Origin of the sequence: Brotaphodocola sp. (genome assembly GCF_050873065.1) — a bacterium.
Taxonomy (GTDB): Bacteria; Bacillota; Clostridia; order Lachnospirales; family Lachnospiraceae; genus Brotaphodocola.
In genome coordinates this window covers 1-12,713 of record NZ_JBNMIC010000021.1, presented here as the reverse complement: position 1 = coordinate 12,713, position 12,713 = coordinate 1, and the positions used below count along the sequence as shown (strand labels likewise).

The following is a 12,713-nucleotide window of genomic DNA, read 5'->3' as shown; positions in this document are numbered from 1 at the left end:
TCTAATGAAAAAGAAAACAGGGATTTGTATAGCGGCGGCAGCGTTATTAATGGCGACACCGGTGTGGGCGGGCTCACCGGTTATCGCAGCAGGGAATGCGAGCAATCATACGACGACAACCTCTGCGGTGAGTGCAGATACCGTACAGCTTAACCAGAGTCCTTCACAGGGGATCAAAACGGGAGTAGCTGCGACTCAGCCGGCAAATGGAGAGGCTGTGACGCTTCCCCTGCTCGATGAGAGCAGACCGGTTGTCTCCGAGACCTTTGTGCCGGAGAAATTTGTACTTTCGCAGGACGCCTCGGTTCTCGTTGTTGTCGAGGGACGCGGGGGCACAGATTGTCAGGTCTATGCCTATGAGAAGAATCCGGATGGCACAGGCTGGACGAAGCGTTTGGAGGTGGCCGGTCATCTCGGAGAAAATGGAATGAGCAACGATCGCCATGAGGGAGATAAGACAACCCCGATCGGTGTTTTCAAGATGAACACTCCGTTCGGTCAGGCGCAGGCGCTCGAGGGCTTCCCGTCTGATTATATTCAGGTTGATAACTCCTATGTCTGGGAGGAGACGAGCAATAAATTAGTCAAAGGTTCCACGCAGGATGGAGAGCGAGTTGGCAGTCAGCGTTATGCAAAATTTTACAATTATGTGATCGATGCAGGATACAATCCTAATGCTGTGAGCGGACGCGGTTCTGCACTTTTCCTTCACTGCGATGTGCCGGGAGATACTGAGACCTCGGGATGCGTGGAGATTCCGGAGGCAGATATGATCACGATTATGAAGCTTTACGGAAAGTACGGCAGCGGTCATTCTTACATTGCACAGGCTCCGCAGGGAACCTTTGATCAGATTTACAATTCCTACGGGGTAAACAATGGCTTATCTCCGGAGGGAACATTCTAAAGTTTCCGAAGTTTCCAAATAAAAACAAAAATCTTTCCCACACGGAGAGATTTTTGTTTGTGTGTACCTCAGAAAAACACGATCAAAAAGAAGTCAAAAAAGCAAATGAATTTGCATAAAAATTCGGGATTTTGTTTGATTGACATGAAAACATACCTGTGTTAAAATTTTTAGACGTATGCGAGAGAGGATTCAAGGTCTATCTTGAACCCTCTCTTTCTTTAAGGAAAGAGAGACAGTTGCAGGAGAGAAAGAGAGCGGAAGCAGATCTGTCGGGAAAATTGCGCCTGATGCAGAAGTGAGGAAGACGTAAGAAAGTCAAATGCAACCGAAAATCATACAAAAATCATAGAGAAATCATACAGAGAAACAAAAGCAAAAAAGATTCAAACAAGAATCAGAAACATGAAAAATAAGGAAAATGAGGACACAGAATGGATACAGTAAAATTTGAAGAGCTGCAGATTGACGACCGAATTCTCAGAGCCGTGACGGATATGGGATTTGAGGAGGCTTCTCCGATTCAGGCAAAGGCAATCCCGGTGCAGATGGAAGGTGTGGACATCATCGGACAGGCACAGACCGGAACCGGAAAGACCGCAGCGTTCGGAATTCCGCTGCTGCAGAAGATCGATCCGAAGAACAAAAAACTGCAGGCGATTGCACTCTGCCCGACGCGAGAGCTTGCGATTCAGGTGGCAGATGAGATCCGCAATCTTGCAAAATATATGCATGGAATCAAGGTTCTGCCGATCTACGGAGGTCAGGACATCGTGCGCCAGATCCGCGGACTCAAGGACGGCACCCAGATCATTGTCGGAACGCCGGGACGTGTGATGGATCATATGCGCCGCAAGACGATCAAGTTTGATCAGGTACATACGGTAATCATGGATGAGGCAGATGAGATGCTCAACATGGGCTTTTTAGAGGACATGGAGACGATCTTAAGCCAGCTTCCGGAGGAGCGTCAGACGATCATGTTCTCTGCAACGATGCCGGATGCAATCCAGAAGATCGCAAAGACCTTCCAGAAAGATCCGCAGATTGTCCGCGTGGTGAAGAAGGAGCTGACCGTACCGAAGGTAACCCAGTATTATTATGAAGTAAAGCCGAAGACCAAGGTGGAGGTAATGTGCCGTCTTCTCGACATGTATGCGCCGAAGCTGTCCGTTGCTTTCTGCAACACGAAGCGTCAGGTTGATGAGCTGGTTCAGGAGCTTCAGGGAAGAGGATATTTCGCTGAGGGTCTTCACGGAGACTTAAAGCAGATCCAGCGTGACCGCGTGATGAACAGCTTCCGAAATGGCCGCACGGAGATCCTCGTCGCAACCGATGTGGCAGCAAGAGGAATCGACGTTGACGATGTTGAGGCTGTTTTCAACTACGACATTCCGCAGGATGAGGAGTACTATGTACATCGAATCGGTCGTACCGGCCGTGCGGGCCGCGAGGGTATCGCGTTCAGCTTTGTCGTAGGCCGTGATGTCTACAAACTGCGCGACATTCAGCGCTACTGCAAGACGAAGATCGTTCCGCAGGCAATCCCGTCCCTCGATGACATCACCGAGATCAAGGCAGAGAAGATCCTCGATCAGGCAAAGCAGGTGATGGCGGACATGGATTTGAGCCGGGTTCTTCATATTGTAGAGAAGAAGCTTCTTGAGGAAGATTACACCTCCCTCGATCTGGCATCTGCACTTCTGAGAATGAGCATGGGTGAGGAGAATCAGGATATTGCGATTGATTCCCAGCCGGCTCGTTCCCTCGATGATCTCGATTCCTGGGGCCGCGGCGGACGTGGAAGAGGACGTGACAACGGTCGTGGCCGTGGCGGAAGAGACAACCGCGGCGGACGTGGAAGAAAGAGCGAGGGCGATATGGCCCGTCTCTTTGTGAATCTTGGAAAGAACCAGGGCGTGAGACCGGGAGATATTCTGGGCGCGATTGCGGGAGAGTCCGGAATCTCCGGCCGTATGATCGGAAGCATCGATATGTATGACAAGTATACGTTTGTCGAAGTTCCGTCAGACTGCGCGGGAGAAGTTGTGGAGAGCATGAAGAATGCAAAGATCCGTGGTAAAAATGTCCATGTGGAGCTTGCGAATTCCCAGCAGTAATGTAAAAAACAGATAAAACATTCTTGACAGTGGTGAGAAAAATATGGTAATATAGCTAAGTACATATTTTATCATACCACCTTAGAGAAAATGAGAGCAGGGTTGAGACCGGTGACGGTGTGACCTTGCTCTTTCTTTATGGTTTGAGAAAAAAATAACAATCATAAAATGGTTATGACCGACAGGGGAAAGGACAAAAATTATGGGGAAATACGTCATTGCTCTGGATCAGGGAACCACAAGTTCCCGCTGTATCCTCTTTGATCGGGAGGGAAATATCTGCAGTGTGGCGCAGAAAGAATTCACACAGATTTTTCCAAAGCCGGGTTGGGTGGAGCATAATCCGATGGAGATCTGGTCTTCACAGCTTTCCGTAGCCCTTGAGGCGATGGGAAAGATCGGAGCACATTACAGCGATATTGCTGCGATCGGAATCACGAATCAGAGAGAGACGACGATTGTCTGGGACAAGGAGACCGGAGAACCGGTTTACAATGCGATTGTCTGGCAGTGCCGAAGGACGGCAGACCGGATAGAGAAACTTAAGGCAGACGGGATGGAGGAGAAGATCCGTGAGCGCACGGGACTGATTCCGGATGCCTACTTCTCGGGAAGCAAGATCGCATGGATTCTCGACAATGTCGAGGGTGCACGGGAACGGGCAGAGCAGGGGGAGCTTCTGTTCGGTACGGTGGACACCTGGCTGATCTGGAATCTGACAAAGGGATGCATCCACGTAACAGATTACACGAACGCATCCCGCACGATGCTCTTTGATATTCACAAGAAGTGCTGGGATGATGAGATTCTTGATTACTTTAAGATTCCGAAATGCATGCTTCCAGATGTGAAGCCATCGAGCTGTGTATATGGATATACCTCCTCGGATGTCATGGGAGGAAAGATTCCGATCGCGGGTGCGGCCGGAGACCAGCAGGCAGCTCTGTTCGGCCAGTGCTGTTTTGAGCCGGGTGAGGTGAAGAACACCTACGGAACAGGATGTTTCCTTCTGATGAATACCGGAGACAAGGCAATCAATTCCACGCATGGACTGCTGACGACGATTGCAGCGTGCACCGCAAAGGAGACGCATTATGCACTTGAGGGAAGCGTGTTTGTCGCGGGTGCGGCTGTGCAGTGGCTCCGTGATGAGATGCGCATGGTGCGGAGTGCCTCCCAGACGGAGGAGTACTGCACCGCAGTCAAGGACACCGGCGGCGTCTATGTGGTTCCGGCATTTGCAGGGCTTGGTGCTCCGTACTGGGAGCAGTATGCGAGAGGAACGATTGTCGGCGTGACACGCGGAACGAGCAAAGAGCAGTTCATCCGGGCGACTGTGGAGTCGATGGCATATCAGGTGTATGACCAGATTGAGGCGATGCAGCAGGATTCCGGAATTCCGTTAAAGAAGCTCAAAGTCGACGGCGGAGCCTGTGCAAATAATTTTCTGATGCAGTTCCAGGCAGACCTTCTCGGATCGGAGTTAGTCCGCCCGCAGTGCATTGAGACAACTGCACTCGGAGCAGCTTACCTCGCAGGACTGGCTGTCGGTTACTGGAAAGACCGCGATGAGATCCGCGCAAACTGGAAGGCAGAGCGCGACTTTGAGCCGACGATGCCGGAGGCGGACAGAAAGAAGCTCGTCAAGGGATGGAAGCGCGCTGTTCGCTGTGCACTTGCCTGGGCGCAGGAAGATGAGGACGACGCTTGCGAGGATGAGCAGTGAAACAGAAAAACTTTGAGAAAATAAGAGAAAATAAAAGACGAATAGAAGACGAATAAGAGAACTTCCGTGAAACTGAGGACAATAAAGCAAATTTGGACAGAAAATATGCAAAAATGAGGATACCTTTATTTTCTTAGGAAACAATTCGAAAAAATGTGAAAAATTTTTGAAAAAAAAGTGAAATATAAATAAAATTTATGTTGACATTAAGGCAAAATGACGGTATACTTGTTTTTAGTTGAGAAGTACTTGTACACATTGCATGGAGATGAAAGAGCGCGCAGTGATGTAATTGAAAGAGCATGTTCGATTCAGTTATATCATTGCGCGTTTTTCTTTCACAGAAAGAGGTCGCGACATTTCTGTGAGCTGAGGGAAGATTTTCATTTCTGTGCAGTGTGGAAGAGTATCGCGGGAGGAAACTGCGACAACAGAAATTATGAAAACGGAGGAAGGGTGTTATGAAAAAAAGAGTAGCATTGCTTCTGGGCGCAGCAACAATGATGGCTGTGGCTCTGACGGGATGCGGAGGCAGCAAGACTTCCGATTCTGGTTCTGGAACGACAACAGGAGGAGATTCCGGCGCGGCATCTTCGGAGGGCACAGGTACAGAAGCCCACAAGGACACACTGGTAATTGGAACAGATGCGGATATCAACAATCTGGATCTTCAGTCCCAGCAGGATCAGATCAATAACATTGTTCTGAAAAATACGCATCAGACTCTGGTATTCTTCAACAATGGTTCTCAGGGAGATGAGCGCTTTGGCCCGTGTCTGGCAACATCCTGGGAGCAGGAAGATGACACGCACATCAAGATGAATCTTCGTGATGATGTTCATTTTAACGATGACGACGAGACTCCGATGACCGCAGAGGATGTCAAGTTCACGCTGGATATGGCGATGGACAACATGGTAGCATCCGTCCTCAAGGGCTACGTCGGAACAACAGTTCTCGATGATCACACGATCGAGATTGAGACCGAGAGCTACAACAACGAGTTCATCCAGTCGCTGGCTTCCGTTCCGCTGTCCATTCAGTCCAAGAAGGCATATGAGAGCGGCATGGAGGATCCGTACTACATCGGAACCGGCCCGTACAAGTTTGATGAGTGGGTAGAGGGCGAGTATTGCCGTCTGAAGAAAGTGGACGATTACTGGGGCAATGACCTTCCGGCAGATGACAACCTGTCCGCAGGTGTTGTAGATACGATCGAATTCAGACCGTACATCGAGGCATCTTCCCGTGTTATGGCACTTCAGGCAGGTGAGATTGATGTCTGCGTAAACCCGCCGATCAATGAGTTACAGTATCTCGAAGATGATGACAACATCACTGTTTATGAGCAGACCGGAACCCGTCTTTTCTACTTTGCATTCAACGTAGAGAAGGAGCCGTGGAACAACCAGAAACTGCGTCAGGCAGTTGCATGTGCGATCGACCGCAATGCAGTTCTTGAGGCAGCTGTGTACGGCAAGGGCACTCTTCAGAAGACAATTCTGAACCGTGGCCTGTGGGGCTTCTATGATGACATGGAAGGCTTTGATTACAATGTAGATCGTGCAAAAGAGCTGATGGCAGAGGCTGGATATCCGGATGGCGGAATCACCACAACCCTGACCTACGCTTCCGGTACTCCGTATGAGCAGATTGCAACTGTTATTCAGGCAAATCTGGCAGATATCGGAATTACCGTAACGCTTGAGCCGATGGAGACCGCAACCTTAAAATCTACCTGTGTAGATGGCAAGCAGGAGCTCTTCCTTTGGAGATGGAACGAGGATTCCAAGGTTGACTTCGTATATCGTGACCTGTTCTATACCGGTTCCGGATCTAACTATCATCACTTCTCTGACCCGAAGGTTGATGAGCTGACCGATCTGGTTGCAACTGAGAAAGATGCTGACAAGCGTCTCGCAGATGCAAAAGAGCTTCAGGAGTACCTGGTAGATCAGTGTCCGCAGGTTCCGCTTTACATTGCAAACCTGGTAGTAGCATATAACAAGAACCTGAAGGGTACCTACTTCTATGGCGGCGGAAACCATGACTGGCGTCATGCATACGTAGCAGAGTAATCGTTGTTGCAAATATCATTTGAGCGCAATGAATCTTGCGGGCTGCCGGTTTCCGGCCCCGCAAGATTTTTTTAAACAACAATCCGTTTGCTTATCAATATTTATTAGTATACCGGATAAATAAGTGATAAGGAAACAGGCAAAAGGCAATGGGTTTTATTTTAAAAGGAGAAGGAGTGAGCAGCAGATGATAAAATACATACTCAAGCGGCTTGTGATGCTGGTGCCGGTAATTCTGGTCACCTCGTTTCTGATTTTCTGGGCGATGAGCCTGACCGGCGGTGATCCGGCGCTGATGCTTGCGGGTGATAATGCACAGCCGGAGCAGGTAGAGCAGATCCGCGAAGAACTCGGTCTGAATGATCCGTTTATCGTGCGCTATGCGAACTACATGAAGGGCATGGTAACCGGAGATATGGGTAAGTCCTATGTGACAAAGCGTGATGTATTCAAGACCTTTATGGAGCGTCTTCCTAACACGTTGTTACTTGGAGGAACCGCAGTTGTGATTGCCGTTCTCGTCTCGGTTCCACTCGGTGTCTACACCGCGATACACCAAAATACATGGAAGGATACGGCGGGCATGATATTCGCCCTATTCGGAACATCGATGCCGAACTTCTGGCTCGGATTGATGCTCATTATCATCTTTTCCCTGAAACTCAAACTTCTGCCTACCGGAGGTAAGGGCGGAATTGACAGCCTGATCCTGCCGGCAGTGACCGTTGGTTTCGGTCTGGCAGCTCTGATCACAAGAACAACCCGTTCTTCCATGCTCGATGTGCTCCGTCAGGATTACATGACGACTGCACGTGCAAAGGGATGTTCCGAGAAGCGTGTCATCTTCACCCACGGTCTGAAGAATGCGCTGATCCCGATCATCACTGCAATCGGTCTTCAGATGTCTCTGGTTATCACCGGTTCTGTACTGGCTGAGACCGTATTCTCCTGGCCGGGAATCGGTCGTCTCGTTTACGATTCCATTTCCAAACGAGATACGCCGATGGTAACGGGATCGATCATCATGTGTTCGATTCTGATGTGTATCATCAATCTGGTGGTAGACCTGATTTACGCATTCTTTGATCCGCGTATCCGGGCACAGTACAGCAAGAAGGGGTGATCGTATGGCACAGACAAATTCAACCGGAAATACAAAACATGTAAAAAAGCGTACCATGCTCCAGGAAACCTGGAGACATCTGATCCGCAACCGCGGAGCCGTGCTTGGCATGCTGTTTCTTCTGTTCCTTGTTGGCGCAGCACTTTTCAGTCCATTGATTTTTGACTATGAGAAGGATGTAATCGGTCAGAACATGCAGGATCGTCTGATGGCTCCGTGTGCAGCACACTGGTTCGGAACCGATGAGTTCGGACGTGACCTGTTTGCCCGTGTCATCTACGGTGCACGTTATTCTCTGATCATCGGTGTCGGCTCCGTGTTCCTCGGTCTGATCGTCGGAACGATTCTCGGCTCTCAGGCAGGATTCCGTGGTGGTGTTGTGGATTCCATCATCATGAGAGGAATTGATATTTTCTATTCGATCCCGAACATCATGACCGCAGTTGTTATCGTTTCCCTGCTTGGAACGAGCACGGTAAACCTGATGATTGCACTGGCATTCTCCTGTGCGAGCAGCTTTGCCCGTATCGTGCGTGCGTCCGTTATGACGATCCGTGATCAGGAGTATGTGGAGTCTTCTTATGCGATGGGCCTTCCGACCTGGAAGATTATTGTAAAGCACATTCTTCCGAACTGTCTGTCCCCGATCATTGTTCAGATCACTCTGTTGATCGGAACGACGATCATTTCCGCTTCTTCTCTGAGCTTCCTTGGAATCGGTGTTCCGGCTCCGGCTCCGGAGTGGGGCGCACTTCTTTCCGCTGGACGTGGCCACATCCGTGATGCGAGCTACATGTGTATCATTCCGGGTCTTGCAATCATGATGACCGTTCTGGCACTGAACCTGCTCGGCGATGGTCTGCGTGATGCACTTGATCCGAAGCTGAAGAAATAAGCGGCATAAGAAAGAGGAGCAACAGAAATAGGAGGAGAATGGCATGGCAGAAGATTTAGTTCTTGATATTAAAGATCTGGTGGTGCACTATGAGACCGAAGATGCAGACGTGTGTGCGGTAAACGGCATTGATATCCAGATCAGAAAAAAACGTACCTTGGGACTGGTAGGTGAGACCGGAGCCGGAAAGACGACGACGGCGCTCTCCATCTTAAACCTGATCCCGAATCCGCCGGGTGTAATCAAAAACGGGTCGATTCACCTTGACGGAAAAGATGTCCTGAAAATGTCTCAGGAGGATTTGCAGAAAGTCCGCGGAAATGATGTCGCAATGATTTTCCAGGACCCGATGACAGCGTTAAACCCGGTTATGACAGTTGGAGAGCAGATCGGTGAGAGTATCATGCTCCATCAGAATATTTCCAAGCAGGAAGCATTTGAGAAAGCAAAAGAGATGCTCAAGATGGTAGGTATCGCGGAGTCCCGTGCCTACGATTATCCGCATCAGTTCTCAGGTGGAATGAAACAGCGTGTAGTCATCGCGATCGCACTTGCCTGCAGCCCGCAGCTTCTGATTGCGGACGAGCCGACAACCGCACTCGACGTGACGATTCAGGCGCAGGTTCTTGAGCTGATGAAACAGCTGATCCAGGAGAAGGAGATGGCAATGCTTCTGATCACGCATGACTTAGGCGTTGTCGCTGAGGTCTGCGAGGATGTGGCAGTTATGTATGCCGGACGTATCGTGGAGAAAGGAACGGCAGACGATGTGTTCAACCATATGCGTCATCCGTACACCGAGGGTCTGTTTGATTCTCTGCCGAACTTAAAGCAGAGAGGGGAGCAGCTTGTTCCGATCCGTGGTCTGATGCCGGATCCGTCGGATCTCCCGCCGGGATGTTCGTTTGCACCGCGTTGTCCGTATGCAACTGAGGCATGTACAAAGGCAATTCCGCCGTTAAAGTCTGTCGATGGAAGCACAACACATTTTGTGGCATGTACCGCATATGAAAATCCTGATTTCAGCTTGAGGAGGAACGAAAATGGCAAATAAGACAATTCTGGAAGTCCAGAATCTCACAAAATTTTTCACAACTCCGGCAGGCCAGCTGCACGCAGTCGACGGAGTCAGCTTTAAAATCGAGGAGGGAAAGACGCTCGGAATCGTAGGAGAGTCCGGATGCGGAAAGTCCACGACCGGAAGAACAATCCTGAAACTTCTTGAGCCGACCGGAGGAAAGATCATTTTCGACGGAAAGGACATCACTTCTTACAGCAGAAAGCAGATGCGTCCTCTGCGTCAGGAGATGCAGATGGTCTTCCAGGATCCGTTCTCCTCTCTGGATCCGCGTCAGACGGTTATGCAGCTGATCAGTGAGCCGATCATCGAGCACAAGCTGTTAAAGTCCAAGAAGGATATTGAGGACCGTACCCTTGAGCTGATGGAGACCGTAGGTCTTGCAGAGCGTTACATCAATGTGTATCCGCATGAGCTCGACGGTGGACGCCGCCAGCGTATCGGTATCGCACGAGCCCTTGCCGTAAACCCGAAACTGATCGTCTGCGATGAGCCGGTATCTGCACTGGATGTGTCAATTCAGGCGCAGATCTTAAACCTGTTAAAAGAGCTTCAGGAGAAGATGGGACTGACCTACATCTTTATCACGCATGACCTGTCCGTAGTAAAGTATTTCTCGGACGACATCGCAGTTATGTATCTGGGACAGATGGTTGAGAAGGCACCGTCCGATGTCCTGTTTGCAAATCCGGTACATCCGTACACGAAGGCACTTCTGTCCGCAATTCCGCTTCCGATTGTCGGAAAAGAGAAGCCGAAGCGCCAGCTGATCAAGGGCGAGATCACTTCCCCGGTCAATCTGCCGGATGAGTGCCGTTTCATGAAGCGTTGTGACTTTGCAGATGAGTGCTGCAAGAAGTGCAATCCGAAGCTTCACGAGATCGAGCCGGGACACTTTGTGGCATGTACGAGAGTCGCAGAGGGGACGATCTAAATTATAGGTTTTGATAGCAATGTATAAGCAACGAGAGGCGAGGCAGAACTTACCTCGCCATCGGAGCCGTAAGAGTAAAAGAAATAAATTCAAAAAAGAATTCAAAGGGGAAACGTTACAAAAACGAGTATTTTACTGTAAAAGGAGAAAGGCAGAAAAATGGAAAATGCTGTATGGGGTAGCATGCTCGAGCAATTTACAGCTGCGGGAATGACGGATCAGATGGAATATTTACTCCGAATTCTGATTGCATCCCTGCTCGGCATCATGATCGGAAGTGAACGAAAAAACAGAAACAAGTCGGCAGGAATCCGCACACACATGATTATCGCGATGGGTTCTGCGCTGATGATGGTAGTCTCCAAATATGGATTTTACGATAACTCCAGATGGGATGCATCCCGTGTGGCTTCTCAGGTAGTCAGCGGTGTCGGTTTCCTCGGCGCTGGTGTCATCTTTGTCCGCAATAACTTAGTCAGCGGTCTTACGACCTCTGCTGGCATGTGGGCGACTGCCGGAGTCGGTCTTGCGATGGGTGCCGGCATGTACGTTGTTGGAATCTGTTCCGCAGTCATGGTTGTAGTGATTCAGTTTATCACTCACAAAATTTCTTATTTTGCGAATGTCGCGACGAATGGTTATTTAAGGATGACGATTGACCAACAGCCCGGGGCGGTCGAACGAATGCAAAACTACCTAGAAGGGCAACGAGTCGAGATCGCCGGTGTGAAGATCAATAAGAATAAGAAAGAGGAGATCAAGCTCGAGTTTGATGTGGTATATCCGCCGGGATTCAAGAAAGGCGAACTGATTGCAAATCTCGTGGAGATGGAGCATGTGATCGCTGTCAGCGAATAAAAGAAAACGTCGCTGGAAATTGTGAGCTTATCACAAAAGATTGTGAAAATACAAACGATTGTCTGTAAATGATTGACAAGACCCCAATGTTGTGCTAGAATGAAAAACAGTTAAATACGATACCTTTTGAGAGAAGAGAGTAAGGTGAGCATAGGCAGAAAATGATTCTGCTATATTTCCTTACTCTCTTTTTTTATAAAGAGTCGGACTAAGCAATGTATTCAAGGAAATTCTTTTGCACTTACATTTTCGGGCGAAAAGAAATCTGAGACTACGTTAAGAACATGGAGGAGGACATAATGAAGAAGATGGATTACGATGTGGCGGTAATCGGTGGCGGTGTTGTGGGCTGTTCGATTGCCAGGGAGCTTTCCCGCTATGACCTGCACACCTGCGTGATTGAGCGGGAAGAGGATGTCTGCTCCGGCACTTCAAAAGCAAACAGTGCGATTGTACATGCCGGATTTGATGCACATCCGGGTTCCTTAAAAGCCCGTTTTAATGTTGAGGGCAACCAGATGATGGGGGATCTGGCAAAGGAACTGGATTTTGATTTCAAGCAGAATGGCTCTCTTGTGCTCTGCTTCCATGAGGAGGATATGCCGGCGTTAAAAGCACTTTATGAGAAAGGTGTAGAGAATGGAGTGAAGGATCTCTCCATTATCAGTGGGGATGAGGTTCGCAAGATGGAGCCGAACACGACCGATACGGTTGTAGCTGCTCTGTATGCACCGACCGGCGGTATTGTCTGCCCGTTCGGTCTGACGATCGCGATGGCTGAGAATGCCTGTGACAATGGCGTAGAGTTCCGTTTCCTGACTGCTGTTGAGAATGTAGAAGCAGTGGAGGGCGGTTATGCGATAAAGACTTCCAAGGGTGAGATTTCCGCCCGCTATGTGGTAAACGCTGCCGGCGTTTATGCAGATGAGATTCACAATATGGTGAGTGCAAAGAAACTGCACATCACCGCAAGAAAAGGTGATTACTGCCTGCT

At 49.4% G+C, this 12,713-nt stretch carries 10 protein-coding genes; all 10 read left to right on the top strand.

The genetic code is table 11. From position 1 onward, the window contains the following. Positions 1-4 precede the first annotated feature (4 nt). Positions 5-907 (top strand): L,D-transpeptidase family protein, encoded by a 903-nt coding sequence (locus tag ACR0QE_RS07260; protein WP_432627701.1) that lies wholly within the window; start codon positions 5-7, stop codon positions 905-907. Between the two features lie 434 nt (positions 908-1,341). Further along, positions 1,342-3,027, top strand: a complete 1,686-nt coding sequence (locus ACR0QE_RS07255; protein WP_432627700.1) for a DEAD/DEAH box helicase — start codon at positions 1,342-1,344, stop codon at positions 3,025-3,027. A 202-nt stretch (positions 3,028-3,229) separates the two neighbouring features. Further along, positions 3,230-4,753, top strand: a complete 1,524-nt coding sequence (glpK, locus tag ACR0QE_RS07250; RefSeq protein WP_432627699.1) for a glycerol kinase GlpK — start codon at positions 3,230-3,232, stop codon at positions 4,751-4,753. Between the two features lie 461 nt (positions 4,754-5,214). Continuing rightward, on the top strand, positions 5,215-6,831 hold the full coding sequence (locus ACR0QE_RS07245) for an ABC transporter substrate-binding protein (RefSeq protein ID WP_432627698.1): 1,617 nt from the start codon (positions 5,215-5,217) through the stop codon (positions 6,829-6,831). 187 nt (positions 6,832-7,018) lie between these two features. Then, positions 7,019-7,954: an ABC transporter permease gene (locus tag ACR0QE_RS07240; RefSeq protein ID WP_432627697.1), complete on the top strand. Its 936-nt coding sequence runs from the start codon at positions 7,019-7,021 to the stop codon at positions 7,952-7,954. A 4-nt stretch (positions 7,955-7,958) separates the two neighbouring features. Continuing rightward, a complete protein-coding gene (locus ACR0QE_RS07235) occupies positions 7,959-8,849 on the top strand; it encodes an ABC transporter permease (protein ID WP_308451479.1) in 891 nt (296 codons plus the stop codon). 43 nt (positions 8,850-8,892) lie between these two features. Beyond that, entirely contained in the window at positions 8,893-9,903 is a 1,011-nt protein-coding gene (locus ACR0QE_RS07230; RefSeq protein ID WP_432627696.1) for an ABC transporter ATP-binding protein, read from the top strand. Beyond that, on the top strand, positions 9,893-10,861 hold the full coding sequence (locus tag ACR0QE_RS07225; RefSeq protein ID WP_308451481.1) for an ABC transporter ATP-binding protein: 969 nt from the start codon (positions 9,893-9,895) through the stop codon (positions 10,859-10,861). The genes ACR0QE_RS07230 and ACR0QE_RS07225 overlap by 11 nt, the downstream gene beginning before the upstream one ends. Positions 10,862-11,020: 159 nt before the next feature. Beyond that, a complete protein-coding gene (locus ACR0QE_RS07220) occupies positions 11,021-11,719 on the top strand; it encodes an MgtC/SapB family protein (RefSeq protein WP_432627695.1) in 699 nt (232 codons plus the stop codon). Positions 11,720-12,018: 299 nt separating this feature from the next. Further along, on the top strand, positions 12,019-12,713 hold a 695-nt coding region (locus tag ACR0QE_RS07215; protein WP_432627694.1), incomplete at its 3' end, for an NAD(P)/FAD-dependent oxidoreductase.